This is a genomic window from Actibacterium sp. MT2.3-13A, assembly GCF_018139985.1.
In the GTDB taxonomy this organism is placed as follows: Bacteria; Pseudomonadota; Alphaproteobacteria; order Rhodobacterales; family Rhodobacteraceae; genus JAGSOU01.
In genome coordinates this window covers 52,702-77,840 of sequence record NZ_JAGSOU010000013.1, presented here as the reverse complement: position 1 = coordinate 77,840, position 25,139 = coordinate 52,702, and the positions used below count along the sequence as shown (strand labels likewise).

Annotated in this window: 21 protein-coding genes; 9 read left to right on the top strand and 12 right to left on the bottom strand. The window is 70.4% G+C overall.

Annotation, left to right across the window (positions count from 1 at the left end; all coding sequences use genetic code 11):
• Nucleotides 1–31 precede the first annotated feature (31 nt).
• Both KCI33_RS12780 and KCI33_RS12775 read right to left on the bottom strand, forming a co-directional pair.
• The gene (locus KCI33_RS12780) at nucleotides 32–790 is read right to left on the bottom strand and encodes a L,D-transpeptidase (protein ID WP_249139048.1); all 759 of its coding nucleotides are present in this window, start codon (nucleotides 788–790) and stop codon (nucleotides 32–34) included.
• A gap of 128 nt (nucleotides 791–918) precedes the next feature.
• Nucleotides 919–2,133 carry an aminopeptidase P family protein gene (locus KCI33_RS12775; protein WP_212525185.1) on the bottom strand — a complete coding sequence of 405 codons (1,215 nt, stop codon included), beginning with the start codon at nucleotides 2,131–2,133 and terminating at the stop codon, nucleotides 919–921.
• Nucleotides 2,134–2,339: 206 nt separating this feature from the next.
• Here KCI33_RS12775 and KCI33_RS12770 point away from each other — a divergent pair, with 206 nt between their 5' ends.
• The 7 genes from KCI33_RS12770 to KCI33_RS12740 all read left to right on the top strand — a co-directional run bounded on the left by KCI33_RS12770 (nucleotide 2,340) and on the right by KCI33_RS12740 (nucleotide 9,617).
• A complete protein-coding gene (locus KCI33_RS12770; protein ID WP_212525184.1) occupies nucleotides 2,340–3,287 on the top strand; it encodes an ABC transporter permease in 948 nt (315 codons plus the stop codon).
• Nucleotides 3,284–4,105 (top strand): ABC transporter permease, encoded by an 822-nt coding sequence (locus KCI33_RS12765; protein WP_212525183.1) that lies wholly within the window; start codon nucleotides 3,284–3,286, stop codon nucleotides 4,103–4,105. The genes KCI33_RS12770 and KCI33_RS12765 overlap by 4 nt, the downstream gene beginning before the upstream one ends.
• Complete coding sequence (locus tag KCI33_RS12760) at nucleotides 4,102–5,709, top strand: dipeptide ABC transporter ATP-binding protein (RefSeq protein WP_212525182.1); 1,608 nt, start codon at nucleotides 4,102–4,104, stop codon at nucleotides 5,707–5,709. Before KCI33_RS12765 ends, KCI33_RS12760 begins: the two co-directional genes overlap by 4 nt.
• Nucleotides 5,690–7,138 (top strand): aldehyde dehydrogenase family protein, encoded by a 1,449-nt coding sequence (locus tag KCI33_RS12755; protein ID WP_212525181.1) that lies wholly within the window; start codon nucleotides 5,690–5,692, stop codon nucleotides 7,136–7,138. Before KCI33_RS12760 ends, KCI33_RS12755 begins: the two co-directional genes overlap by 20 nt.
• A gap of 36 nt (nucleotides 7,139–7,174) precedes the next feature.
• Nucleotides 7,175–7,915 (top strand): SDR family oxidoreductase, encoded by a 741-nt coding sequence (locus KCI33_RS12750; RefSeq protein WP_212525180.1) that lies wholly within the window; start codon nucleotides 7,175–7,177, stop codon nucleotides 7,913–7,915.
• 96 nt (nucleotides 7,916–8,011) lie between these two features.
• Nucleotides 8,012–9,007 (top strand): P1 family peptidase, encoded by a 996-nt coding sequence (locus KCI33_RS12745; protein ID WP_212525179.1) that lies wholly within the window; start codon nucleotides 8,012–8,014, stop codon nucleotides 9,005–9,007.
• A 52-nt stretch (nucleotides 9,008–9,059) separates the two neighbouring features.
• Nucleotides 9,060–9,617, top strand: coding sequence for a hypothetical protein (locus KCI33_RS12740; RefSeq protein WP_212525178.1), 558 nt, complete (start codon nucleotides 9,060–9,062; stop codon nucleotides 9,615–9,617).
• On the opposite strand, the gene KCI33_RS12735 is transcribed toward KCI33_RS12740, so the two are convergent.
• Nucleotides 9,612–10,403 carry an alpha/beta hydrolase gene (locus KCI33_RS12735; RefSeq protein WP_212525208.1) on the bottom strand — a complete coding sequence of 264 codons (792 nt, stop codon included), beginning with the start codon at nucleotides 10,401–10,403 and terminating at the stop codon, nucleotides 9,612–9,614. The two genes, KCI33_RS12740 and KCI33_RS12735, sit on opposite strands and share 6 nt — an antisense overlap.
• A gap of 72 nt (nucleotides 10,404–10,475) precedes the next feature.
• Here KCI33_RS12735 and KCI33_RS12730 point away from each other — a divergent pair, with 72 nt between their 5' ends.
• On the top strand, nucleotides 10,476–11,948 hold the full coding sequence (locus KCI33_RS12730) for an NAD-dependent succinate-semialdehyde dehydrogenase (protein WP_212525177.1): 1,473 nt from the start codon (nucleotides 10,476–10,478) through the stop codon (nucleotides 11,946–11,948).
• A gap of 178 nt (nucleotides 11,949–12,126) precedes the next feature.
• Here KCI33_RS12730 and KCI33_RS12725 read toward each other — a convergent pair whose 3' ends face one another.
• The 5 genes from KCI33_RS12725 to KCI33_RS12705 form a co-directional block, all read right to left on the bottom strand.
• The gene (locus KCI33_RS12725; RefSeq protein ID WP_212525176.1) at nucleotides 12,127–12,597 is read right to left on the bottom strand and encodes an Hsp20 family protein; all 471 of its coding nucleotides are present in this window, start codon (nucleotides 12,595–12,597) and stop codon (nucleotides 12,127–12,129) included.
• 127 nt (nucleotides 12,598–12,724) lie between these two features.
• Nucleotides 12,725–13,543 carry a trypsin-like serine protease gene (locus tag KCI33_RS12720; protein WP_212525175.1) on the bottom strand — a complete coding sequence of 273 codons (819 nt, stop codon included), beginning with the start codon at nucleotides 13,541–13,543 and terminating at the stop codon, nucleotides 12,725–12,727.
• Nucleotides 13,544–13,591: 48 nt separating this feature from the next.
• Nucleotides 13,592–14,887 carry a glycolate oxidase subunit GlcF gene (gene glcF, locus KCI33_RS12715; protein ID WP_212525174.1) on the bottom strand — a complete coding sequence of 432 codons (1,296 nt, stop codon included), beginning with the start codon at nucleotides 14,885–14,887 and terminating at the stop codon, nucleotides 13,592–13,594.
• Nucleotides 14,888–14,891: 4 nt separating this feature from the next.
• The gene (locus tag KCI33_RS12710) at nucleotides 14,892–16,019 is read right to left on the bottom strand and encodes an FAD-binding protein (protein ID WP_212525207.1); all 1,128 of its coding nucleotides are present in this window, start codon (nucleotides 16,017–16,019) and stop codon (nucleotides 14,892–14,894) included.
• 73 nt (nucleotides 16,020–16,092) lie between these two features.
• Entirely contained in the window at nucleotides 16,093–17,526 is a 1,434-nt protein-coding gene (locus KCI33_RS12705) for an FAD-linked oxidase C-terminal domain-containing protein (RefSeq protein ID WP_212525173.1), read from the bottom strand.
• Between the two features lie 91 nt (nucleotides 17,527–17,617).
• On the opposite strand from KCI33_RS12705, the gene KCI33_RS12700 reads away from it, so the two are divergent.
• On the top strand, nucleotides 17,618–18,319 hold the full coding sequence (locus tag KCI33_RS12700; RefSeq protein WP_212525172.1) for a DUF599 domain-containing protein: 702 nt from the start codon (nucleotides 17,618–17,620) through the stop codon (nucleotides 18,317–18,319).
• A 90-nt stretch (nucleotides 18,320–18,409) separates the two neighbouring features.
• Here the strand turns inward: KCI33_RS12700 and KCI33_RS12695 are convergent, their stop codons facing one another.
• The 4 genes from KCI33_RS12695 to KCI33_RS12680 are packed head-to-tail and all read right to left on the bottom strand — an operon-like array spanning nucleotide 18,410 to nucleotide 25,093.
• Entirely contained in the window at nucleotides 18,410–20,461 is a 2,052-nt protein-coding gene (locus KCI33_RS12695; protein WP_212525171.1) for a glutamine amidotransferase, read from the bottom strand.
• Complete coding sequence (locus tag KCI33_RS12690) at nucleotides 20,458–23,214, bottom strand: DUF4159 domain-containing protein (protein WP_212525170.1); 2,757 nt, start codon at nucleotides 23,212–23,214, stop codon at nucleotides 20,458–20,460. Before KCI33_RS12690 ends, KCI33_RS12695 begins: the two co-directional genes overlap by 4 nt.
• Complete coding sequence (locus KCI33_RS12685; RefSeq protein ID WP_212525169.1) at nucleotides 23,214–24,089, bottom strand: DUF58 domain-containing protein; 876 nt, start codon at nucleotides 24,087–24,089, stop codon at nucleotides 23,214–23,216. The genes KCI33_RS12690 and KCI33_RS12685 overlap by 1 nt, the downstream gene beginning before the upstream one ends.
• Nucleotides 24,086–25,093: a MoxR family ATPase gene (locus KCI33_RS12680; RefSeq protein WP_212525168.1), complete on the bottom strand. Its 1,008-nt coding sequence runs from the start codon at nucleotides 25,091–25,093 to the stop codon at nucleotides 24,086–24,088. The genes KCI33_RS12685 and KCI33_RS12680 overlap by 4 nt, the downstream gene beginning before the upstream one ends.
• Nucleotides 25,094–25,139 lie beyond the last annotated feature (46 nt).

The window sequence follows — 25,139 nt, the reverse complement described above, 5'->3', positions numbered from 1 at the left end:
GCCCTTTGCCGTTCCGCCTGTGCGGGCGCGCTCAATAGCCGTCGGGCCAGATCACCGGCGGCTCCAGCTGCACCAGCGTGCCGTCGGGCTGTTCTTCCATCACGCCCTCGTAGAGGCGCGATTCGGCCTTCGTGCGGACCTTGACCGGCGTGCCCAGCGGCGCGCGCTCGTAGAGGTCGAGGATGTCGTGGTTGAACAGCCGGATGCAGCCCGCCGAGGTGGCGTGCCCGATCGAGCGCACGTCGTTGGTGCCGTGAATGCGGTAATAGGTATCCTTGCCCCCGCGATAGAGATAGAGCGCCCGCGCGCCCAGCGGGTTCTGCGGCCCGCCGGGCAGGCCCGCGGCGTATTCGGCATACATCTCCGGCTGGGTCCGGATCATGTTCCGGGTGGGCGCCCAGGAGGGCCATTCCTGCTTGCGCCTGACCACGGCATTGCCGGCAAAGCCGCGCCCCGCGCGCCCGACGGCGACGCCGTAACGGTAGGCGCGCTGCGGCCCGGTGACGAGATAGAGGAAGCGCGCGTAGGGATCGACCACGATCGTGCCCGCCGCCTCGGGCCCGGTATAGGCCACCACCACGCGGTAGGTGCGGATGTTCAGCAGCGACGGCGGCACCGCCCCGATGTGGAAGCCGCCATCCTCGAACGCGCCGTAGCGCGCCACTACATGCGGCGGTGCCGTTCTCACCGGGGCGGTGCCGTCGATCTCCATGCAGCCCGCCAGGCCGAGCGTGGCCGCCGCCCCGATCAAGACCTGCCGGCGGTGCAGTCGGCGGGGGGGCGGAAGCATGTCTGTAACCATACGGGCGCGGCCTCATTCAATTGGCCCCCGCGCGGCGCAAGGGCGGAAAAACCAAAGGATTTCGGCCAAGCGACACCAAAGCCGCGCCCGCGTCAAGGCGAATGGTTAATCCACCCCTAGCCGACCACGTTGAGCCCCGGCCCGTAGGGATACCCGGTGATGTTCTCGGGGCCGCCCTCGGTGATGATCAGGATGTCATGCTCGCGGTATCCGCCGGCGCCGGGCCGGCCCTGGGGAATGGTCAGCATCGGCTCCATGCTGATCACCATGCCGGGTTCCAGCACCGTGTCGATATCCTCGCGCAGTTCCAGCCCAGCCTCGCGGCCGTAGTAATGGCTGAGCACGCCGAAGGAATGGCCATAGCCGAAGCTGCGGAATTGCAGCAGGTCGCACCCGGCGAGGAAATCGTTGATGGCATGGGTCACACCGGCACAGCTGGCGCCCGGCTTCAGCAGGGACATGCCCAGTTCATGCGCGGCGACATTGGCCTCCCAGATCGCCAGCGAGGCGTCGTCCACCTCTTGCACGAACAGGGTGCGCTCCAGCGCCGTGTAATAGCCCGAGATCATGGGAAAGGTGTTGAGCGAGAGGATATCGCCGCGTTCCAGCCTGCGCGAGGTGACCGGATTGTGCGCGCCGTCGGTATTGATCCCCGACTGGAACCATACCCAGGTGTCGCGGTATTCGGCATCGGGAAAGCGGCGGGCGATCTCTAGTTCCATCGCGTCTCGGCCCGCCATCGCCACGTCGATCTCGCGCGCGCCCGGCCGCACCGCGTCGCGGATGGCGTAGCCGCCGACATCGGCCACCGCCGCGCCGGCGCGGATCAGGTCGATCTCGGCGGGCGATTTGCGCATCCTCTGCTGCATCGTGGCGGGCGCGATATCGACCATCCGCGCGGGCGACAGGAAGGTTTTCAGACGCTCCGCCTGCGCCAGCGTCAGGTGGTCGCCCTCGTAGCCCACCGCGCGCGCCTGTCCGGTGACCGAGGCCACCGCGCGCCAGAAATTGTCGCGCGCCCAGTCGGTATAGGTGATGGCGTCGCCGTGGCAGCGCCGCCAGGGCTGGCCCGCGTCGATGCCGGCGCTGATGGTCACCGCGTCCGACGCCGTCACCACCAGCGCATAGGGCCGGCCGAAGCTGCAATAGAGAAAGCCCGAGTAATAGGCCACGTTCTGCATCGAGGTCAGAACCACCACCTCGGCGCCGGTGGCATCCATCGCGCTGCGCAGCCCCATCAGGCGGGTATCGTATTCCCCGGGCGAAAAGGGCAGAGGTGCCTTTTCGCCATTTTGGAACGGGTAGAATGCGGGACGTTCGGTTTTCGTCATCTCGACCTCCTGGGATGAGGCCCGCGCGGGGCCCCCGAAAGGTCCCGGCGTTCAGGACGTCAGGCGGGCGGCGCCGCCGGGCGCGGGGCGCGCGGCCCCTGTGGCGACGCCATCGCCACGGCCCGCGCAAAGCCTTGCCCAAAGGCCCCGCCAAGGCAAGCCCGAAAGCTCTGGCCAGCCCGCGGAGCCAGGGCTAACGTCGCCCCATGCTACGCTACGCCGCCGCACGCCTTGTTTCGCTGTGCCTCAGCCTGATCGCCGCGAGCCTCGTGATCTTCGCGGTGATCGAGGTCATTCCCGGCGACCCGGCGGCCTTCATGCTGGGGCTGAACGCCGAGCCCGACACCGTGGCGGCGCTGCGCGAGGAACTGGGGCTGAACGGCTCCCTTCCCGCGCGCTACCTCGGCTGGGTGGGGGGCATGGTCCGGGGCGACTTCGGGCTGTCCTACACCTACCGCGTGCCGGTGGCTGAACTGGTGGCGCAGCGGCTGTGGGTGTCGCTGCCGCTGGCGGCGCTCGCGCTGGCGCTTTCCACCCTGATCGCCGTCCCGGTGGGGGTGATCGCGGCCGCGCGGCGCGGGCGGGCGGCGGATTACGGCATCATGGGGGTGGCGCAACTGGGCATCGCGGTGCCCAATTTCTGGTTCGCCATGCTGCTGGTGCTGGTCTTCGCGGTAAAGCTGCACTGGTTCTCGGCGGGCGGCTTCCCGGGCTGGGAGGCGGGCGTCATTCCGGCGCTCAAGGCGCTGAGCCTGCCGGCGGTGGCGCTGGCGCTGCCGCAGGCGGCGATCCTGGCGCGCGTCACGCGGTCCGCCCTGATCGAGACGCTGGGGCAGGACTACATCCGCACCGCCCGCGCCAAGGGGCTGAGCGCGCGCCAGGCGATCCGCCGGCACGCGCTGCGCAACGCGCTGATCCCGGTGCTGACCATCATCGGGCTGCAATTCTCGTTCCTGCTGGCCGGCGCGATCATCATCGAGAACGTGTTCTACCTGCCCGGACTGGGGCGACTGATCTTTCAGGGCATCACCCAGCGCGACCTGGTGGTGGTCGAAAGCGTGGTGATGCTGCTGGTCTTCGCCGTGATCGTCGTCACCTTCCTGGTGGACATCGCCTATGCCGCCGCCGACCCGCGCCTGAGGCACCGGCGATGAGGTGGCCCGCGCAGATGATCCTCGGCGCGGCGCTGACCGCGCTGTTCCTGGCGGTGGCGCTGCTCTCGCTGCTGTGGGTGCCGCAGGACGTGGCCGCGCTGAACATCGCGGCCAAGCTGCAACCGCCCTCGCCCGCGCATCCGCTCGGCACGGACCATTTCGGGCGCGACATGCTTTCCATGCTGATGGTGGGCGCGCGCAGTTCGATCGCGGTTGCGCTGGTGGCGGTCGGCATCGGGCTGGCCGCGGGCGTGCCGCTGGGCCTGCTGGCCGCGGCACGCCACGGCGGATGGATCGACGAGCTGGTGATGCGCGGCAACGACCTGATCTTCGCCTTCCCGGCGCTGGTCATCGCCATCCTGATCACCGCCGTCCTCGGCCCTTCGGCGCTGAACGCGATCCTGGCCATCGGGATCTTCAACATCCCCGTTTTCGCCCGCGTCACCCGCGGCGCCGCGCTGAGCCTGTGGACGCTGGACTACATCCTCGCCGCGCGCGTGGCGGGCAAGGGCGCGCTGCGGATCAGCGTCGAGCATATCGCGCCCAATATCCTGAACCTGCTGATCGTGCAGGGCACGATCCAGTTCTCGCTCGGCATCCTGGCCGAGGCGGGCCTGTCCTATGTCGGCCTCGGCGCGCAGCCGCCGACGCCCAGCTGGGGAAGGATGCTGGCCGAGGCGCAGACCATGATCTACACCGCCCCGCGGCTGGCGCTGCTGCCGGGACTGGCCATCGTCGCACTGGTGCTGGGGCTGAACCTGCTGGGCGACGGGCTGCGCGACCTGCTGGACCCGCGGCTGCGGAGGCGCTCGGCATGATCGCGGTCGAGAACCTGTCGCTGGAGATCCACGGCCAGCCCATCCTGCGTGACGTCTCCTTCGATCTGCGCGCGGGCGAGGTGTTCGGTCTGGTGGGCGAAAGCGGCTCGGGCAAATCCATGACCGCACTGGCGCTGATGCGGCTGCTGCCGCATGGCAGCCGCCTGACGGGGCGCGCGACCATCGACGGCGCGGACCTGACCGCGCTGTCCGAGCCCGAGATGTGCGCGTTGCGCGGCAATCGCATCGGCATGATCTTTCAGGAGCCGATGACCGCGCTGAACCCGGTGCAGACCATCGGCGCGCAGGTGGCCGAGACCCTTCGCCTGCATTGCGGCACCCCGCGCGCCAAGGCCCGCGCCCGCGCCGCCGAGGTGCTGGCGCGCGTGGGCCTGCCGGCAGAGCGGTTCGGGCTGGACCGTTATCCGCACCAGCTCTCGGGCGGGCAGCGGCAGAGGGTCTGCATCGCCATGGCCATCGCCCTGCGCCCGGCCCTGCTGATCGCCGACGAGCCCACCACCGCGCTGGACGTGACCACGCAGGCGCAGATCCTCGACCTGCTCAAACGCCTGGTGGCCGAGGACAGCATGGCGTTGATGCTGATCACCCATGACCTGGCGGTGGTGGCCGGGATGGCCGACCGGCTGGCGGTGATGCAGAAGGGGGAAATCGTCGAAACCGGGCCCACCGGCGCGGTGCTGGCCGAGATGCGCCACCCCTATACGCGCGACCTGTTCGAGGCCTCGGGCCACCGCCCGGACCCCGGCCCTGCGCCGCAGGAGGCGCCCCTGCTAGAGCTTCAGGGCGTGACCCGCGACTATCCCGACGCGCGGCACGGCCTCTTCCGCCGCTCCGCCCCTTTCCGGGCGGTCAGCGAGGTGAGCTTCACGCTCCGCCGCGGCGAAAGCCTCGGGCTGGTGGGCGAGTCGGGCTGCGGCAAGTCCACTCTCACCCGCGCCATCCTCGGGCTGGAGGAGGTTCAGGGCGGCGAGATCCGCCTCGATGGCGAGAGGGTCGCGGCCGGCCAGCACATGCCAGCCCATATGCGGCGCAAGATGCAGGTGGTGTTCCAGGACCCTTACGGCAGCTTCAACCCGCGCTGGCGGGTCGGGCGGCTGGTGGCCGAGCCCTTTCACCTGACCGGGCGGCCCGCGAATGCCGAGGCCCGCGTGACCGAGGCCCTGGAGGCGGTGGGGCTGCGCGCGCGCGACGCGCAGAAATACATCCACGAATTCTCGGGCGGGCAGCGCCAGCGCATCGCCATCGCCCGCGCGCTGATCACGCGGCCCGAGCTGATCGTGCTGGACGAGGCGGTGTCGGCGCTGGACGTGCGGGTGCGGGCGCAGATCCTCGACCTGCTGGCCGAGCTCAGGGCGCGTCTCGGCCTGTCCTATCTCTTCATCAGCCACGACCTCGGCGTGGTGCGCGCGATCACCGACCGGGTGCTGGTGATGCGGGCCGGGCGGATCGTGGAACGCGGCGCGACCGAGGCGGTCTTCGCCCACCCCCAGCACCCCTACACGCAGGAACTGATTGCCGCGGCGCCGGTTCTTCCGGCAGACTGGCCGCAAGGGAGGACAGGCGATGCAGGAGCTCTGGTTTGACAGCCGCGAGGTGCTGATCGGCGGGCGCTGGCAGGCGGCGGCGGGGGGCGAAACGCTGCCGGTGGAGGACCCATCGACCGGGCAGGAAACCGGCGCCATCGCGCGCGGCGGCGCGGCGGATATCGACGCCGCCGTCGCCGCGGCGCAGGCCGCACTGGCGGGCGACTGGGGCCGGATGACCGCGACCGAGCGCGGCCGGGTGCTGACCCGGCTGGGCCGGCTGGTCGAGGAACGCGCCGAGGCGTTGGCCCGGATCGAGGCACAGGATGTCGGCAAGCCTCTGACGCAGGCCCTTGCCGATGCCCGCGCGTTGGCCCGCTACATGGAGTTCTACGGCGGAGCGGCCGACAAGGTGATGGGTGAGACCATCCCCTATCAGAGCGGCTACACCGTCTACACCCTGCGCGAGCCGCATGGTGTGACCGGCCATATCGTGCCCTGGAACTACCCGATGCAGATCATCGGCCGCTCGGTGGGCGCGGCGCTGGCCATGGGCAACGCCTGCGTGCTGAAACCGGCCGAGGAGGCCTGCCTGACGGCGCTGGCCTTCGCCCGGCTGGCCGGAGAGGCGGGGCTGCCGCCCGGCACGCTGAACGTGGTGCCGGGCCTGGGCGAGGAGGCCGGCGCGGCGCTGGCCGCCCATCCCGGCGTGCGGCACCTGTCCTTCACCGGCTCGGTCGGCGTGGGCGCGGCCGTGCAGGCGGCGGCGGCGCGCAACATCGTGCCGGTGACGCTGGAACTGGGCGGGAAATCGCCGCAGATCGTCTTTGCCGATGCCGATCTCGACGACGCCCTGCCCTTCCTGGTGAACGCGGGCGTGCAGAACGCGGGTCAGACCTGTTCGGCCGCCTCGCGCATCCTCGTGCAGCGGGAGGTCCATGACGAGGTTCTTGCGCGAATGGCGGCGGCCTACGAGAGCCTGCGGGTGGGGCCCGCGCTGGCGGATCTGGAGGTCGGGCCGCTGATCTCGGCCCGGCAAAAGGAGATCGTCGAGGGCTTCGTGGCGCTGGCCGATCCCGCGCACATCGTGGCCCGGGGGGCCATTGCCGAGGGTGCGCCCGGGGGCGGGCATTACGTCGCGCCCGCACTGCTGGCGGGCCTTTCCCCCGATCACCGGCTGGCCCGCGACGAGATCTTCGGGCCGGTGCAGGCGCTGATCCCCTTCGAGGACGAGGAGGAGGCCGTGGCCATCGCCAACGGCACCGATTACGGGCTGGTCGCCGCCATCTGGTCGCGCGACGGGGCGCGGCAGATGCGGCTGGCCAGGCGGCTGCGCGCGGGCCAGGTGTTCGTCAACAACTATGGCGCAGGCGGCGGGGTCGAGTTGCCCTTCGGAGGCGTCGGGAAATCGGGCCACGGGCGCGAGAAGGGGTTCGAGGCGCTCTATGGGTTTTCGGTGCTCAAGACGGTCGCCGCCCGGCATGGGTGAGGCGATTTTCCGGAAAATGACGAAAGGGAGGTGGAGATGAGGCTTGCAGGCAAGACCGCGATCGTGACCGGCGCGGGGTCGGGCTTCGGCGCGGGGATCGCGCGGAAATTCGCAGCCGAAGGCGCGCGGGTTATGGTGGCCGACATCAACGCCGCCGCCGCCGAGGCGGTGGCGCATGAGATCGGCGGCACCGCGCAGGTGGTGGACGTGTCGCGCGGCGGCTCGGTCCTGGAGATGGCCGAGGCGGGTTTCGCCCTGTTCGGGCGGCTCGACATCCTTGTGAACAATGCCGGCATCACCCATCTGCCCAAGCCCCTGGAAGAGGTCACGGAAGAGGAATTCGACCGGGTCTTCGCGGTGAACGCGAAGTCGGTCTACCTGACCGCGCGCCATATCGTGCCGCATATGAAGGCGCACGGCGGCGGCACGATCCTCAACATCGCCTCGACCGCCGGCGTGTCGCCCCGACCGCGACTGAACTGGTATAATGCCTCGAAAGGCTGGATGATCACCGCGACCAGGGCGATGGCGGTGGAACTGGCCCCCGATGCGATCCGCGTGAACGCGCTGAACCCGGTGGCCGGCGAGACGCCGCTCTTGGCCAGTTTCATGGGCGAGGACACGCCCGAGATGCGGGCGAAGTTTCTGTCCACCATTCCGCTGGGGCGGTTCTCCACCCCCGAGGACATGGGCAACGCCGCCTGTTTCCTGTGCTCGGACGAGGCCAGCATGATCACGGGCGTCGCGCTGGAGGTGGACGGCGGGCGCTGCATCTGAGCGGCCGGGGGGCTGCCCGTCGCCATTGACGCTCGGACCAATGCTGCGCCAATGCCCCCCTCCAGGAGTATTTTCACCAAGAAGAAGGATAGTTCGATGAAGCCGGGCGCGCGCAACCTGATCACCGACGTGGCAGGGCTGAAGGTGGGCAATGCCGAGGATGCCGGGATCAAGACCGGCGTCAGCGTGTTGGTGGGTGAGGCGCCTTTCGTGGCCGGGGTGCATGTGATGGGCGGCGCACCGGGCACGCGGGAGACCGACCTGCTGGCGCCGGACAAGCTGGTGCAGGAGGTGGATGCGCTGGTGCTGTCGGGGGGCTCGGCCTTCGGTCTCGACGCGGCCTCGGGGGTGGCAGACGGGCTGCGCGCGCAGGGGCGCGGCTTCGCCGTGGGCGACCAGCGCGTGCCGATCGTGCCCGGCGCGATCCTGTTCGACCTGCTCAACGGCGGCGACAAGGACTGGGCCGAGAACCCCTACAAGGCTTTGGGCGCGGAGGCGCTGGACCAGGCCAGCGAGGTCTTCGCGCTGGGCTCCAAGGGCGCGGGGATGGGGGCGACCACGGCCGGGCTGAAGGGCGGCCTTGGATCAGCCTCGGTGCTGCTGGAGAGCGGGATCACGGTGGGGGCGCTGGTGGCGGTCAACGCGCTCGGTTCGGTCGTCATGGGCAAGGGGCCGGAATTCTGGGCCGCGCCCTACGAGATGGGGGGCGAGTTCGGCGGGTTGGGCCCGGGGCGGCACGATGCGACGCAGGAGCCGCGCCTCAAGCTGCACCAGGGCGCGGCCACGACCATCGCCATCGTGGCCACCGACGCGCAGCTGACCCAGGCGCAGGCGACGCGGCTGGCGGTGGCGGCGCATGACGGCATGGCGCGGGCGATCCTGCCCAGCCACACCCCCTTTGACGGCGATCTAGTCTTCGCCGCGGCGACCGGCGCCCGGGCGCTGCCTGACGATCTCGAGGCGCTGCGGCTGGGCCATGCGGCGGCCTGTTGCCTGGCCCGCGCCATCGCGCGCGGGGTCTATCATGCGCGCCCCGCGCCGGGCGACCGCCTGCCCTGCTGGCAGGAGAGGTTCGACCCGCCGGAGAATTGAGCCGCGCCGCCGCCGCTGCTACTGTGGCATTGCATCCAAGCGGAGCCTTTTCATGAAACGCATTTTCCTTTCCGCGGCGCTCACCGCGCTGCCCCTGTCGGCCCAGGCCGACGATGTCACCGACACGCTGAAAAGCGCCATCGAGGCTTACGAGGCGGGCGACGTGCAATATGCGCTGGAGGAGATCGCCTTCGCCCGGCAGCTGTTGCAGGCGATGAAGACCGAGGGGCTGGCGGGTTTCCTGCCGCCCCCGCCCGAGGGCTGGAGCCGCGAAGTGAACACCGAGATGAGCGCCGGCATGGCGATGTTCGGCGGCGGCACCGGGGCGGAGGCGGAATATACCGGCGCCGAAGCCCGCTTCACCGTCACGTTGATGGCGGACACCCCGATGGTCGCGGCCATGGCGGGGATGTTCGCCAATCCGATGATCATGGCCGCCTCGGGTCGGATCATCCGCGTCGGGCGGCAAAAATTCCTCGATCAGGACGGCGAGCTGACCGGGCTGATCAACGGGCGCGTGCTGGTGCAGGCCAGCGGCGCGGATGTGGCGGTGATGCTGCCGGTGCTGGAAGCGATCGACTTCGAGGGCTTGGGCGCCTTCGGCCTATAGCCCGTCGAGCAGGTCCCGCGTCAGCAGGCTGTCGGCTGCGGTCAGCCCTTCGATCACGGTGAAATGGTTCAGGCCGGGGGCGATGTGCAGCCCGGCACCCGGCCAGGCATCGGCCAGCCAGCGCGCCTGATCGAGGAAGACCGGGCGTTCGGCGCCGCCGACCCAGACCGTAACCGGCACCGGGCGCGGCGCGGGGCAGAGCGCGGGGCTCTCGGCCGCGGCGGCGGCATCGTCCAACCTGAAATCGTCGTTCATCGCCGTCTTCAGCAGCGGGCGCAGGTCGGTGACAGGCGAAATCGGCAGGGCGCGGACCAGCCGCGCGGCGACGGCCTCGGGCAGCGCCACATCCGGGCAGAGCATCCGCGCGGTCAGGTGGCCGCCGGCGGAATGGCCCGTGACCGCGATCGGCCCGGCCACCCGCCCGGCGATGGCGACGAGGGCGTCACGCACATCCTGCGTGATGTCGGCAATCCTCACCTCCGGTGCAAGCCGGTAGGAGGGCATGGCCACCGCCCAGCCGCGCGCCAGCGCGCCCGCCGCCAGATGCGACCAGAGAGATTTGTCGAATTTCAGCCAGTAGCCGCCGTGGATGAACACCACGAGCCCGCGCGCCTCGCCCTCGGGGTGGAACAGGTCGAAGCGCTGGCGCGGGTGATCGCCATAGGGCAGGTCCAACTCGGCCCGGGCCTGTGCCCGGAACACCGCCGCCGCCTCGGCCCAGCGCGCCGGGTAGGATTGGCCGTCGGGGATGTAGGGCATGTTCGCATAGGCATCATCCCAATCGATCTGTTCCGACATGCTGGACATCCCTCCCGCCGCATGATTTCCCTATGCCAAAACTTATGGGAGGAAAGCCCGATGCCTGCAACCGATCTCCGCGCCCGCCTGAAAGATCCCGACCTCTTGGCCACCAGGGCCTATGTCGCCGGGGAATGGGTGGACGCCGACGACGGCGCCACGTTTGACGTCACCAACCCCGCGCGCGGCGACGTGATCTGCTCGATCCCCGACCTGAGCCGGGCCGAGACCGCCCGCGCCATCGCCGCCGCGCAGGTCGCGCAGAAGGAATGGGCCGCCCGCGCCGCCAAGGAGCGCGCCAATATCCTGCGCCGCTGGTACGAGCTGATGATGGCGCACCAGGACGACCTGGCCACCATCCTGACCGCCGAGATGGGCAAGCCGCTGGCCGAGGCGAAGGGCGAGATCGCCTATGGCGCGTCGTTCATCGAGTGGTTCGCCGAAGAGGCCAAGCGCGTCTATGGCGAGACCATCCCCGGCCATGCCCCGGACAAGCGCATCACCGTGATCCGCCAGCCGATCGGGGTCGCCGCCTCGATCACGCCGTGGAACTTCCCCAACGCGATGATCACCCGCAAGGCGGGCCCGGCGCTGGCCGCCGGCTGCGCCTTCGTCGCCCGCCCCGCCGCCGAGACGCCGCTGTCGGCGCTGGCGCTGGGGGTGCTGGCCGACCGCGCAGGCCTGCCCAAGGGCGTGCTGTCGATCATCCCCTCGACCCGTTCCTCGGACATCGGCAAGGAATTCTGCGAGAACCCGATCATCCGCAAGCTGACCTTCACCGGCTCGACCGAGGTCGGGCGCATCCTGCTGCGCCAGGCCGCCGACCAGGTCAAGAAATGCTCGATGGAGCTGGGCGGCAACGCGCCCTTCATCGTGTTCGACGACGCCGATCTCGACGAGGCGGTGAAGGGCGCGATCATCTGCAAGTTCCGCAACAACGGCCAGACCTGCGTCTGCGCCAACCGCATCTATGTGCAGGAAGGGGTCTATGACGCCTTCGCCGAGAAACTGTCGGCCGCGGTGGCAAAGCTGCGCGTGGGCGACGGGCTGGAAGAGGGCACCGACCTCGGCCCGCTGATCACCGACAGCGCGGTCGCCAAGGTCGAGGAGCATATCGCCGACGCGACGGCCAAGGGCGCCAAGGTCGTGCTGGGCGGCAAGCGCATGGGCAACGACGGCACGTTCTTCGAGCCGACCATCGTCACCGGCGCGACCCGCGATATGGCGTTCTCGCAGGACGAGACCTTCGGTCCGCTGGCGCCGCTGTTCAAGTTCAAGGACGAGGACGAGGTGATCGAGCTGGCCAACGACACGATCTTCGGCCTCGCCTCCTATTTCTACGCCAAGGACATCAGCCGCGTGACCAAGGTCGCCGAGGCTCTGGAATACGGTATGGTCGGCGTCAACACCGGCCTGATCTCGACCGAGGTCGCCCCCTTCGGCGGCGTCAAGCAGTCGGGCCTGGGGCGCGAGGGCTCCAGCCACGGGATCGAGGAATACATGGAGATGAAATACATCTGCCTCAGCGTCTGAAGCGTCTGATCCGCCCAACCGCATCTTCTGCGAAACGCATCCCGAACGCTCGGCCGCGAAACCTCGGCCGGGCGTTCGTCCCTTGGGCGCGCGGGGCTGACAACAGGTCGCCCGGCAGGACACGGAAAAGGCGCGGGGCCGAGGCCGCCGCGCCTTCGTCATTTCGGCCGCTGGGGGCTTATGCCTCCTCAGACGGGGCCTCCACCGCCTTGGCCTCGACCGCGGCGCCGCGGGCGATCTCGATCCGGCGCGGCTTCAGCGCCTCGGGCACCTCGCGCACCAGGTCGATATGCAGCATGCCGTCGGCATGGGTGGCGCCGGTCACCCTCAGGTGATCAGCCAGGTGGAAGCGGCGCTCGAACGCGCGGGTGGCGATGCCGCGATGCAGATAGGAGCGCTCCTCTTCCTCGCGCGCCTTGCGGGCGGCGATGATCAGGGCGTTTTCCCGGACCTCGACCGACAGTTCGTCGCCGGTGAAACCGGCGACCGCGATCGAGATGCGATAGCCGTTCTCGGAGGTCTTTTCGATATTGTAGGGCGGGTAGCTCGGCTGCGGCAGGTCCTGGGTCAGGACGCGGTCCATCAGGTCTGCCACGCGGTCGAAGCCGACAGTGGCGCGGTAAAGCGGGGAAAGGTCGAAATTACGCATGATTCATCCTCCATCGAGCGATGTCTCCGGGCCCTCCCGAAGGGACGGGCGTTGACGTCAAAACGGACCCTGTTGCAGGCATCCGCATCTGGCGATGTGGGAAGACAAAACCCGGCTTTCAAGACCTTCAGGGGCGGATGAACTTGGCCCCGCCGGCCTCTGCGCCGCCCTGCCCGAAGCGGCGGATCGTGCTCGGCGCGCCGCGCCCGATCACGCCCTCGCCCTCGGCCAGCCGCGATTGCAGCAGATCCAGGGACTTGCCCAACGAGGTGCCCAGAGCGACCTTGCCGCTCTCGATCTCGGCCTTGGCGGTGACCACGGACACGATCTGCGCCACGCCCCCCGCAAAGCTGAACACCGGCGCCCCGGAAGAGCCGAAATCGACATCGCAGGACAGCATAAGGATGCCGGCGCGCCCAGCCAGCACCCGGCAACTCTCCTGCAGCGAAGGCGCCTCGGAGCGGTCCTGCGCGTAGGAGACCACGCCGACCCGGTCGCCCATGCGCGGCCGTCCGGCGGTGGCGAAGGGCTGAATGCCTGGCAGGCGGATCGGGCGGTCGAGTTCCAGCAGCGCCAGGTCGTGGGCGACGCGGGCCACGTCGTCGCCCTGCCCGAACACATAGCGCGGATGCACCACCGCGTGGCGCACCCCGCGATAGGCCTGGGCCCGGCCATTGCGCCAGCCGGCCAGGAACTCGATCTGGTCCAGCGGCAGAATGGTGCCGCTGGCCTTGTCATAGAGGCAATGCGCCGCGGTCAGCACCCGGTCGGTGGCGATCAGCGCCCCGGTGCAGAAGCCGGTGCGCCCGAGGTTCAGCCGCCCCACGGCCTCCCATCCCCGGCCATCGTCGCCGGTGACCAGCGCGCGCAGATCCGAGGGGCCGGCATCGCTGCCCTTGGCCCAGATCGCCAGCAACACCAATCCGATCAGCAATTTCCGCAGCATGGCAGCTCCCTCTCTCCGGGACATGCCTAGCCGCGGGGTGGGGCAGGATTATGGCTGATCTTCGGCCATTGCGCGGGGTTTCGGCCCGCCGGTGGCCCAATCCAGCAGTTCCACCGTATGCACGATGGGCACCTCCGTGCCCGAGCCGATCTGCATCATGCAGCCGATGTTGCCGGCGGCGATCACGTCGGGGGCTTTGGCCTCCAGCGTGCGCACCTTGCGCTCTTTCAGCTGCTTCGAGATCTCAGGCTGCATCAGGTTGTAGGTCCCGGCCGAGCCGCAGCACAGGTGGCTGTCGGCGGGCTCAACCACGGTGTAGCCCGCGCGTTTCAGCAGGTCCTTGGGATAGGTCTTGATCTGCTGGCCGTGCTGCAGCGAGCAGGCGGCATGATAGGCCACCTTCAGGCCCTGATTCGCGCCCTGCGGCAGGTCGAGCTTCATCAGAAGTTCGGAGATGTCCATGGCGATCCCGGACACGGCGGCGGCCTCCTTGGCCAGCGGCTCGTTGCGGAACATGTGGCCGTAATCCTTGACCGTGGTGCCGCAGCCGGAGGTGTTGATCACCACCGCGTCCAGCCCCTCGCCCGCCATCTCGGCGGCCCAGGCGCGGATGTTCTTCGCCGCCGTGGCGTGGGATTCGCCGGTCTTGCCCATGTGATGGGTCAGCGCCCCGCAGCAGCCCATGCCCTTGGCGATCACCACGTCGCAGCCAAGGCGACGCAAGAGCCGGATGGTGGCGTCGTTGATGTCGGTGTTCAGCGCCCGCTGCGCGCAGCCCGTCATCAGCGCGACGCGCATCTTGCGCTCTCCGATGGCGGGGAAGACCTGGGCGTCGTCGTTGCGGCTGACCGGCGGGATGCGCTTGGGCGCCATCTCCAGCATCGCCTTGAGCCGCGCGTCGGGCATCAGGAAGGCGAAGGGCCGGCCGATCTTGGCGCCCAGCAGCGCCAGCCGGAACCGGCTGGGATAGGGCAGGATGCGCGCCAGCAGCCAGCGCAGCGCGCGGTCGCGGAAGGGGCGCTTGTAGGTCTTCTCGATATATTCCCGCGCGTGATCGACAAGGTGCATGTAATGCACGCCCGAGGGGCAGGTCGTCATGCAGGCCAGGCAGGACAGGCAGCGGTCGACATGCTTGACCGTCTTGGCATCGGCCGGCCGGCCGCTCTCCAGCATGTCCTTGATCAGGTAGATGCGGCCGCGGGGGCTGTCCAGCTCGTCGCCCAGCACCTGGTAGGTGGGGCAGGTCGCGGTGCAGAAGCCGCAATGCACGCAGGCGCGCAGGATCTCGTTCGAGCGCTCGATGCCCGGAATCTTCAGCTGTTCGGCGGTGAAATTCGTCTGCATGTGGTCAGCCCATCAGTCCGGGGTTGAGGATGCCGCGCGGGTCGAACTGCGCCCGCAGCCCGGCGGAAATGGCGGCCAGCGGCGCCGGCTCCGGCTGGAACACCGGCAGCGCGGCGCGGGTCTCTTCGCTGGCGCGGATCAGCGTGGCATGGCCGCCCACGCCCGCCAGCGCCGGGCGGATATCCCGCCCCGCGCCCACGCGTGCCCAGATCAGCCCGCCGCCCCAGTCATAGAGCAGCCCCTGCGCCTGCAGCGCGGCGCCCACGCGCGGCCCGTCCGAGGGCTTGACCGAGATCCGCCACACATCGCCGGTCTGGCCGGCGAAGCCCTCCACGTCGCGCACCCAGCGCCAGTCCGCGACCACCTTCGCCGCGTCATTCTCCACCGCGGCCGCGCCGAACGGCGCCAGCAGCGCCTTCAGCGCCTCGGCGCGATAGGCGACCGAGGCCGCGAAGCCCTCGATGCGGATCATCGTGACCGGCGTCCCGTCCGCGCCCGCCGGCGCATGCGCCGCCCCCGACACCTCGAAGGGCGAGGCCAGCGCCATCGACAGCGCGCGCACGGCCGCCTCGTCGCTCAGCCCCTCGATCCGCAGCCCCGCCACCGCCTCGGGCACCGGCAGCACCTTGAAGGACAGCTCGCTCAGCACGCCAAGCGTGCCGTAGGAACCCGCCATCAGCTTCACCAGGTCATAGCCGGTGACGTTCTTCATCACCCGCCCGCCATTCTTGATCACCTCGCCGCGGCCATCGACGAACCGAACGCCGATCAGGCTGTCGCGGCAGGCGCCGGCCTGGATCCGCCGCGGCCCCGAGACATTCGCAGCCACCACGCCCCCGATCGTGGGCTCGCCCGCGGTGCCCAGCAGCGGCCGATGGTCCATCGGCTCGAACGGCAGGCGCTGGCCTTCGGCGGCCAGCGCCGCCTCGACCTCGGCCAGCGGCGTGCCGGCCTTGACCACGATGGTCAGCGCGCCGGGCTCGTAAAGCTCGACGCCGCGCAGCCCCGCCACCGACAGCAGCTCGCCGGCCACCGGCTTGCCGATGGGGCGCGTGCCGCCCCCCATGATCCGCAAGGGGCCGGACGCGCCGACCACCGCCTCGGCCAGCTCGGCCTCTGTAACGGGGTTCATCATTCTTCTGGCTCCAAATATCCTCGGGGGGCGCGGGGGGCAGACAGCCCCCCGCCCATGCGCGTGCCCCATGTCACGCCGCGCGGCGGCTCTCGGTCACGTCCAGCGGGAACACCTTGGCCGGGTTCAGCAGCCAGTTCGGGTCGAACACGTCCTTCACGCGCAGCTGCGCCTCCATGTCCGCGCGGCTGAACTGCGCATGCATCAGGTCGCGCTTCTCGATGCCCACGCCATGCTCGCCGGTCAGACAGCCGCCGACCTCGACGCAGAGCTTCAGGATGTCCGCGCCGAAACGCTCGCACAGCTCCAAGTCGCCGGGCTTGTTGGCATCGAACAGGATCAGCGGGTGCATGTTGCCGTCCCCGGCATGGAACACGTTGCCCACGTCCAGCCCGTATTCCTTCGACATCTCGCCGATGCGCTTCAGAACGTAAGGCAGCGAGGTGACCGGGATCGTGCCGTCGAGGCACATGTAGTCGTTGATCTGCCCCATCGCGCCGAAGGCCGATTTCCGCCCCAGCCAGATATTCGCGCTCTCCTCGGCGGATTTGCTCTCGCGCAGCTCCACCGGGTTGTGCCGACGCGCGATCTGGGTGATCAGGCCCAGCTGCTCGTCGATCTCGGCGTCCGAGCCCTCGACCTCGACGATCAGAAGCGCCTCGCAATCGGGATAGCCGGCATGGGCGAAGGCCTCGGTCGCACGGATTACGGGCCGGTCCATGAACTCGATCGCCACCGGCAGAACGCCCGCCTTGATGATGTCGGACACGCATTCGCCCGCCACCTCGTTGCTGTCGAAGCCCATCAGCACGGGGCGCGCGCCCTCGGGCTTGCGCAGGATGCGCAGCGTCGCCTCGGTGACGACGCCCAGCTGCCCTTCCGAGCCGCAGATCACCCCCAGCAGGTCGAGCCCGCCGGCATCGAGATGCGCGCCGCCGACCTCGACCACCGTGCCGTCCATCAGCACCATGGTCACGCCCAGCAGGTTGTTGGTGGTCACGCCGTATTTCAGGCAATGCGCCCCGCCCGAGTTCATGCCGATATTGCCGGCGATCGCACAGGCCAGCTGGCTCGACGGGTCGGGGGCGTAGAAGAAATCCTCCTCTTCCACCGCGCCGGTGACGCTGAGATTGGTGCGCCCGGTCTGCACCCGGATGAAACGGTTCTCGTAATCGGTCTCCAGCACCTCGCGCAGCCGCGCGACACCCAGGATCACGCTGTCGGCGGTGGGCAGCGCGCCGCCCGCCAGCGACGTGCCCGAGCCGCGCGGCACCACCGGAACGCCCTCCTCGTGGCAGATCCGCAGCACCTCCGAAACCTCCCCGGTCGAGGCCGGCAGCACGGCACAGAGCGGCGGGCACTTGTAGGCCGTCAGCGCGTCGCATTCATAGGCGCGCGTCTCATGGACGTCGTCGATCACCGCATCGCGCGGCAGAACCTCCAGCAGGCGTTCGACAATCCGGGCCTTGCGCGCCAGAATGTCGGGATTGGGTGTCGGCATTTCCATGGGATCTCCTCCCCAGTAGCGGGCATTGGTAAGAAAATATAACCAATATTGGCTGGTGACAAGGGGATTCCGCCGGCGATACGCTCCCGCCATGGAAATCGTGAACCGCATCACCCTGTTCGACCCTCTCGACGCCCTGGGCGTGAGCGTCTGGCTCATCACCTGGCTGGCCATCGGCCTGGCGATCGAGCGGCCGCCACGCGGCCACCCCTCGGTCTCCACCCTGATGGCCAGCTACCGGCGCGACTGGATGGATGTCATGGTCACCCGCCAGCCCCGCATCCTCGACGGCGCGATCCTGTCGATCCTGCGCCAGGGCACCACCTTCTTCGCCTCGGCCTCGATGCTGGCGATCGGCGGCGGGCTGGCGCTGATCGGCAATACCGAACGGCTTCTGGGTCTGGCCCGCGACCTCAAGCTGGACACCGCCCCGGCCGTGGTCTGGGAGGTCAAGATCCTCGCCGTGCTGCTCTTCGTCACCAACGCCTTTCTCAAGTTCGTCTGGTCGCACCGCCTGTTCGGCTATTGCGCCGTCATCATGGCCGCAGTGCCCAACGACCCCGAGGATCCCGCCGCCACCCACCGCGCCAGCCAGGCCGCCGAGATCAACATCACCGCCGCGCGCAGCTTCAACCGCGGCATGCGCTCGCTCTATTTCGCGCTGGCGGGGCTGCCGTGGCTGCTCGGCGCCGGGCCGCTGATCCTGGCCAGCGTGATCACGCTCTTCGTGCTCTGGCGGCGCGAGTTCATGTCGCAGTCGCGCACGGCGCTGCTGATGCGCGACCCCGACTGAGGATCCCTTCTTCTGGCCCTGAATATCCTCGGGGGGTGAATTGCCCGGAACGGGCAAGAGGGGGGCAGAAAGCCCCCCTGGCCCGCCCGACTAGCGGCGCCCCTCGCGCAGCCACCCGCCCAGGCTCAGCCCGGCCGCCAGCAGCAGGAACAGCCAGGCCGGGGCCAACGGCGTGATCGTGATGTCGGCGGTCACATAGGCGCCGCGCGGGGTGAGGCCGATCCAGCCGCGCCCGGCCGCGACCCGGCCCTCGCGGACCTGCCGCAGCCGCACAGCCCCGTCCTCCAGCGCCAGCACGCCGCCCCGTGTCGCCGCCACCACCGGCGCCAGCGCCGCGCCGCTGGCGATCGTCTCCTCGAATTCGCGCGGGGCCGAGGGGCCCAGCGCCACCACCGCCTCGCGTTCCCCCTCGCGCAGCCGGTAGAGGCCGATTTCGCCGCCCTCGTGCCGGCCCACGAACCGTCCCGGCGAGACCTCCTCCAGCGGCAGCACGCTCACACTGCCGTCGGGCGCGGTGATCTCCACCTCGCGGGGCGCATCCTCCAACGAGCGGCGGGTCACGGTGATGGTCTGCCCCTCGGCCTCGGCACGCAGCGCCTCCTCCTCCAGTTCGGGCTCCTTCATCATCCAATGCGCCAGCCGCCGCAGCAGTTCCAGTTGCGGCCCGCCGCCCTCGAAGCCGCGGTCCCACAGCCAGGCATGGTCGGAGGCGAGCAGCGCCACGCGCCCCTCGCCCACCCGGTCGAGCACCAGCAACGGCCGATCGCCCGGCCCCTGCATCACCACCTGCCCGCCCTGCGCCTCCAACTCGACCAGCCGGAACCAGCGGCCCCAGTCGCCGCCCGCCTCTTCGCGCAGCCCCTCGGTGACGGGGTGCCGCTGTCCGAGGTCGGTGATCTCGGGGCGGAAGCCCTCCTCCAGCACCCGCGCGGTGGGCTCGGCGGGCAGGATCTCGGACAGCGGCGAGCGGTAGAGACTGTCGGCGGAGGCGAAATCCGGCCCCGCCGCGATCAGCATCGCGCCGCCGTTCTCGACATAGGACCGCACGTTGTCGAGATAGAGCATCGGCAGGATGCCACGCCGCTTGTAGCGATCGAAGACGATCAGGTCGAATTCCTCGATCTTCTCCAGGAACAGCTCGCGCGTGGGAAAGGCAATCAGCGACAGCTCGGTCACGGGCACGCCGTCCTGCTTCTCCGGCGGGCGCAGGATGGTGAAATGCACCAGATCCACCGCGCTGTCGGATTTCAGCAGGTTGCGCCAGGTGCGCTCACCCGGATGCGGCTCGCCCGAGACCAGCAGCACCCGAAGCCGGTCGCGCACACCGTTGATCTGGACGACGGCCGCGTTGTTGCGGTCGGTCAGTTCGCCCTCCGCCGCGGCCAGTTCGAACTGGATCACGTTCATGCCCCCGTGGCTCAGCGTGACCGGCAACTCCAGGTCCACGTCCACCGGCACCTCGAAGACCCGCGGCGCGCCGCCATCGACGGTGATGGTCAGTTCGGTCTCGCCGCCCAGCCCCGGGGGCACCGCGCCCTGGTCCTCGATCCGCAGCGTCAGCACCAGCTCTTCGCCGAGGATGCCGAAGGCCGGCGCGTTCTTGACGATCAGCCGGCGATCCCAGTCGCGGTCATGGCCGGTCAGCAGAGCATGGAGCGGCGCAGGCACGTCCGGCGCGCGCTCGATGTCGTGCAGCTGGCCGTCGGTCAGCAGGATCGCGCCCGCGAGCCGCGCGCGCGGCTGCTCGGCCAAGGCCTGGGCCAGCGCGGTCATCAGTTCGGTCCCGGCATTGTCCGCGCCGTCGCCCAGGCGCACCACGCGCAGTTCGGTATTGGGCAGCGCCGCCACCTGCGCCTCGATCCGCGCCAGCGCCGCCGCGGTCTGATCGGCGCGGTCCGACAGGCGCTGGCTGGCGCTTTCGTCCACCACCACCACCACGATGTCGGAGAGCGGCGTGCGCTGCTCGCTTTGCAGCGCGGGGTTGGCGAGCGCGGCCAGCAGAACCGCTGCGGCCAGCCCGCGCAGCGCCCAGCCCGACAGCCCGCGCCACAGCGCCAGCCCGGTGACCCCCACGGCCAGCGCCGCCACGCCCCAGAGCACCGGCCAGGGCAGAAGCGGGTCGAAGATCACCGCGCCGCTCATTGGCCCAGCCTGTCCAGTAGCGCGGGCACATGCACCTGGTCGGATTTGTAGTTGCCGGTCAGCACATGCATCACCAGGTTTATCCCGAAGCGGAAGGCGATCTCGCGCTGGCGCTCGCCGGCATAGCCGCGCCCGACCGGGAACACCGGCGCGCCGCTGTCGTCCAGCGCCCAGGCCGCGGCCCAGTCATTGCCGCCGATCACCACCGGCGTCACGCCGTCGTTGAGATTGCGGAAGGGCATGCCCTCGACCTGCTCGGCGTCGGGCGGGGCGGCCTCGACCCAGACATCGCGGCTGGCGTGGCGGCCGGGAAAATCCTGCAACAGGTAGAAGGTGCGGGTCAGGACGTGGTCCGAGGGGATCGTCTCCAGCGGCGGAATGTCCAGGGGCCGCGCGATCTGCTGCAACCGTCGCCCCTCGGGCGAGCCGCCGCCGAAGCCCGCCACATCAGCATCGCGCGTGTCGAACAGGATCATCCCGCCGCCACGCAGGTAGCGGTTGAGCCGGCCATAGGCGGAATCCGAGGGCAGCGGCTGATCCGCCGTCACCGGCCAGTAGAGGAACGGGAAAAAGGCCAGCTCGTCGGTTTCAAGGTTCACCGCGATCGGCGCGCCCGGCTCGACCGAGGTGCGCTGGTAGAGCCTTTTCGAAAGGCCGCGCAAGCCCGCGGCGGCGATCCCGTCGATGCGCGCGTCGCCGGTCAGCACATGCGCCAGCACCACCTCCGAGGTCGCGGCCAGCGCGCGGGCGTCGTCCTGCGCCTGGACCTCGTGCGGCAGCAGCAGCCCCAGCGCCAGCAGCACCACCGCTCCGCCGCGCGCCCCCCTCAGCCGGCCCGACAGCCACAGCGAGGCCAGAACGTCCAGCGCGAGCAGGCCCAGCGCCGCCAGCAGAAGCGCGCCCTTCAGCGCGGTCTCGCGGGTGACGCTCAACCCCTCGACCGGGACGCGCGCGGGCCAGGCGGTGGCCCGCAACTCCCGCTCGGGCGTGATGACGTTGAGCGCGATGCGCCGGTCCGCGCCGGCATAGAGACCCGGCGGCAGGTCGGGGCCGGGCCGCGCGGCGGCCAGCGCCTCGCCCATCACGCCGGGCAGATTGCCCGCCTCCGCGACCTCGCCGAAGGCGCTGAGCACCTGTTCGGGCACCCAGGTGGTGCCCGCCAGCGCCGCCGCCTCGGGCCGGCCCGGGCGGGTGGAGACCGCCAGCCGCTCCAGCATCTGCACGAAGAGGCCGGACAACGGCAGGGTGGACCATTCGGCATTGGCGGTGACGTGGAACAGCACCACCTGCCCCTGCCCCACCCGCTTGCGCGTGACCAGGGGCGTGCCGTCGCTCAGCGCGGCGATGGTGCGCGCGGCCAGTTCGGGGCCGGGCTGGGCCATGACCTGTGCGCTGACGCGCACCTCGTCGGGCACGGGCAGGCCGTAAAAGGGCGAGGTCTCGTCAAAGGCGCGCAGCGATTTCGGCTCGCCCCAGCTCATGGTGCCGCCCACGCTGCGCCCGCCGGCGCGCAGGCGCACGGGCATCAACGGCTCCTCCTCGGCGCGGGCGACGTCGCTGGCGGCCAGCCGCGGCCCGGCGAAACGCAGCAGCAGCCCGCCCTGCGCCAGCCAGTCCAGAACGCCCGCCTCCTCGTCCGGGGTCAGCTTGGCCACGTCGGCCAGCACGATCACGTCGGGGTTGGCCAGCAAGATGTCCGAAAGCGTGCCGTCGATCAGGTCCGCGGTGGGCGCCAGCGCCCGGTGCAGGTAATGCAGCGGCGACAGCAGCTCCAGCCCCTCGCGGCCTTCGCGGCCGGCAATCAAGGCAACCTCCCGGCGCTTCAGGCTGTCGTCGGTCAGGCTCACCGCCGCGGCAGAGCGCGCACCCGCGACCGAGAAGCGGGTGATGCGGTTGCGCAGTTCGGGCGGCAGGGCCAGCTCGACCTCGGCCCGCCCCGCGCCGGTGGCGAATGCGGCAGTGGCGCGGGCCAGCTCGCGCTCCACCCCGTTGGGGTCGAGGCCGGTGGCCGAAAGCGTGACCTCCGCCGCCGCGCCGCGGTCCGCGCGCAGGGCGGTGAGCCGGATGCGCCCGTCCTCGAACGCCGCGGGGCGCAGGGCATGGACGGGGCGCGGACTTTCGAACACGGTCACCGCGCCGCGCGCCTCCAGCGCGGCCAGCACCGCGTCGCGCCCGTCGCGCGCCACGCCGTCGGACATCCAGAACGTGTCGAACCGGCCCTCAAGCCCCTGCGCCCAGGCGGCAAGCGCGGCCGGGTCCGGCTCCCACGGCCGGGGCGTCAGGCCGGGCAGGCGCGCCGCCCAGGCGTCGGCGGCCTGAAAGGGCAGCCCGGCGCCCGGCAGGTCGGTCGATAGCACCAAGGCCGCGGGGCGCGAGGCCCGCCCGGCCTCCTCCAGCAGCGCCCCGACGCGGTCGATCCGGCGCGGCCAGTCGCGCGCATCGGCCCATGTGCCGTCGATCAGCACCAACAGCGGACCGCTGCCCGCGCGCTGCGCCTGCGGGTTCAGCACCGGGCCGGCGAAGCCCACGATCGCCGCCGCCAGCGCCAGCATCCGCAGCAGCAGCAGCCACCACGGCGTCCTGTCGGTCTGGGTCTCGTCGTCGCTGAGCCCCAGCAGCAGCGCCACGCCCGGAAAGCGGCGCCGGATCGGCGCGGGCGGCACCGCGCGCAGCAGCAGCCACAGGATGGGCAGCGCCGCCAGCCCCAGCAGCAGCCAGGGCGCGGCAAATCCTATGGGGCCGAGCGTCAACATCAGCGCAGGGGCTCCAGCGCCCGGAACAGCCACAGCAGCGCCGCCTGCGCGCTGTCGCCGGTGTGGTGGCACTGGTAATGCCAGCCCGCCATACGGGAAAGATCGGCCAGCCGCGCCTTGCGCTCCGCCAGCCGCGCGCGGTAGCGCTCGCGCAGATCGCCGGCCTTCAGCGTCTCGTGGCGCAGGCTGCCGCCCATGCTCTCAAAAATCGTTCGCCCGTCGAAGGGGAAGAGTTCCTCCACCGGGTCGAGCACCTGCACCAGCACCCCCTTCACCCCACGGTCGGCGGCCTTGGCCAGCGCCGCCTCGACCGGGGCCGGATCACCCAGGAAATCTGACAGGAACAGGGCGCGGGAATGGGGCAGCATGCCGCGCGCCTCGGGCGCACCGTAATCGGCAGCCGCGCCGTCCGCCGTCAGCGCCTCGGCCAGCCGCAGCAGCTGCAGCGCGCCGGTGCGCGGCGGCAGGGTCAGCCCGGCCAGCCCCACCCGTTCGCCCGCGCGCATCAGCAGCACCGCCACGGCCAGCGCCAACAGCCGGGCGCGGTGCAGCTTGGTCTCGTGTTTCGCGTCCCCCGCGAACCGCATCGACTGCGCGTCATCGACCCAGAGCGTCACGCTCTGCGCTGCCTGCCATTCCTTTTCGCGAACGAAATGCGCGTCCGACCGGCCCGAGCGCCGCCAGTCGATCATCCGCGCCTCGTCACCCGGCACGGCGGGGCGGTATTGCCAGAACTCGTCGCCCATGCCCGCGCGCCTGCGCCCATGCTCGCCCAGCAGGACCGTCGCCGCCAGATGCTCGGCCTCGGCCAGCAGCGGCGGCAGCGGCGCGGCCAGAGCCTCGGCCGCCGAACGGAGGGCGGCGGGATGGGTCACGCCGCGGCCTCGACCCGCGTGACGTCCTGCGCAACGCCGGCGATGAGGCTGTCGAGATCCTCGCCCCGCGCCCGCGCGGCGAAGCTCAGCGCCATGCGGTGCTTCAGCACCGGGCCAGCCATCGCCATCACGTCCTCGGACGAGGGCGCCAGACGGCCCTGCAGCAGCGCCTGCGCGCGCACGGTCAGCATCAAGGCCTGCGCCGCGCGCGGCCCCGGCCCCCAAGCCACGTTGTCATGAACCACCTGCGGCGCGCCGGGCTCGCCGGGACGGCAGGCGCGCACCAGATCGAGGATCAGCTCGACCACCGCCTCGCCCACCGGCATCCGGCGCACCAGCCGCTGCGCCGCGATCAGTTCGGCGGCGGTGAAGACGGCCGTCGATTGTTCCTCGGAGACACCGGTGGTGGCCAGCAGGATGTCATGTTCGGTTTTGCGGTCGGGATAAGGCACGTCGATCTGCACCAGGAACCGGTCGAGTTGCGCCTCGGGCAGCGGATAGGTCCCTTCCTGCTCGATCGGGTTCTGCGTGGCCAGAACGTGGAAGGGCTGCTCCAGCGGGTGCTCCTGACCGGCGATGGTGACGGACTTCTCCTGCATCGCCTGCAACAGCGCCGATTGCGTGCGGGGGCTGGCGCGGTTGATCTCGTCGGCCATCAGCAGCTGGCAGAAAACCGGCCCCTCGATGAAGCGGAAGGCGCGCGAGCCGTCCGCGGCGGTCTCCAGCACCTCGGAGCCGAGGATGTCGGCCGGCATCAGGTCGGGCGTGAACTGGATGCGCGCGCCCTTCAGCCCCATCACGGTCGAAAGCGTGTCCACCAGCCGGGTCTTGCCCAGCCCCGGCAGGCCGATCAGCAGCCCGTGCCCGCCGCACAGCAGCGCCGAAAGCGTCAGCTCGACCACCCGGTCCTGACCGATGAAACGCCTGCCGATGCTGGCCTTCGCCTCGGCCAGCCGGGCGCCCAGCGCCTCGATCTCCGCCACGAGTTCCGGCCCCTCGGTCATGACAATGCTCCCTGACATCCTTTATGATCATTAAAGGCAGATATCG

Excerpts from the sequence above, each read along its gene's own strand:
- KCI33_RS12680 (WP_212525168.1), bottom strand. The coding sequence starts at position 25,093 with ATGACCGAGGGGCCGGAACTCGTGGCGGAGATCGAGGCGCTGGGCGCC.
- KCI33_RS12770 (WP_212525184.1), top strand. The coding sequence starts at position 2,340 with ATGCTACGCTACGCCGCCGCACGCCTTGTTTCGCTGTGCCTCAGCCTG.
- KCI33_RS12700 (WP_212525172.1), top strand. The coding sequence starts at position 17,618 with ATGGAAATCGTGAACCGCATCACCCTGTTCGACCCTCTCGACGCCCTG.
- KCI33_RS12775 (WP_212525185.1), bottom strand. The coding sequence starts at position 2,133 with ATGACGAAAACCGAACGTCCCGCATTCTACCCGTTCCAAAATGGCGAA.
- KCI33_RS12780 (WP_249139048.1), bottom strand. The coding sequence starts at position 790 with ATGCTTCCGCCCCCCCGCCGACTGCACCGCCGGCAGGTCTTGATCGGG.
- KCI33_RS12760 (WP_212525182.1), top strand. The coding sequence starts at position 4,102 with ATGATCGCGGTCGAGAACCTGTCGCTGGAGATCCACGGCCAGCCCATC.
- KCI33_RS12690 (WP_212525170.1), bottom strand. The coding sequence starts at position 23,214 with ATGTTGACGCTCGGCCCCATAGGATTTGCCGCGCCCTGGCTGCTGCTG.
- KCI33_RS12755 (WP_212525181.1), top strand. The coding sequence starts at position 5,690 with ATGCAGGAGCTCTGGTTTGACAGCCGCGAGGTGCTGATCGGCGGGCGC.
- KCI33_RS12750 (WP_212525180.1), top strand. The coding sequence starts at position 7,175 with ATGAGGCTTGCAGGCAAGACCGCGATCGTGACCGGCGCGGGGTCGGGC.
- KCI33_RS12745 (WP_212525179.1), top strand. The coding sequence starts at position 8,012 with ATGAAGCCGGGCGCGCGCAACCTGATCACCGACGTGGCAGGGCTGAAG.
- KCI33_RS12720 (WP_212525175.1), bottom strand. The coding sequence starts at position 13,543 with ATGCTGCGGAAATTGCTGATCGGATTGGTGTTGCTGGCGATCTGGGCC.
- glcF (WP_212525174.1), bottom strand. The coding sequence starts at position 14,887 with ATGCAGACGAATTTCACCGCCGAACAGCTGAAGATTCCGGGCATCGAG.
- KCI33_RS12765 (WP_212525183.1), top strand. The coding sequence starts at position 3,284 with ATGAGGTGGCCCGCGCAGATGATCCTCGGCGCGGCGCTGACCGCGCTG.
- KCI33_RS12725 (WP_212525176.1), bottom strand. The coding sequence starts at position 12,597 with ATGCGTAATTTCGACCTTTCCCCGCTTTACCGCGCCACTGTCGGCTTC.
- KCI33_RS12740 (WP_212525178.1), top strand. The coding sequence starts at position 9,060 with ATGAAACGCATTTTCCTTTCCGCGGCGCTCACCGCGCTGCCCCTGTCG.
- KCI33_RS12705 (WP_212525173.1), bottom strand. The coding sequence starts at position 17,526 with ATGGAAATGCCGACACCCAATCCCGACATTCTGGCGCGCAAGGCCCGG.
- KCI33_RS12730 (WP_212525177.1), top strand. The coding sequence starts at position 10,476 with ATGCCTGCAACCGATCTCCGCGCCCGCCTGAAAGATCCCGACCTCTTG.
- KCI33_RS12695 (WP_212525171.1), bottom strand. The coding sequence starts at position 20,461 with ATGAGCGGCGCGGTGATCTTCGACCCGCTTCTGCCCTGGCCGGTGCTC.
- KCI33_RS12710 (WP_212525207.1), bottom strand. The coding sequence starts at position 16,019 with ATGAACCCCGTTACAGAGGCCGAGCTGGCCGAGGCGGTGGTCGGCGCG.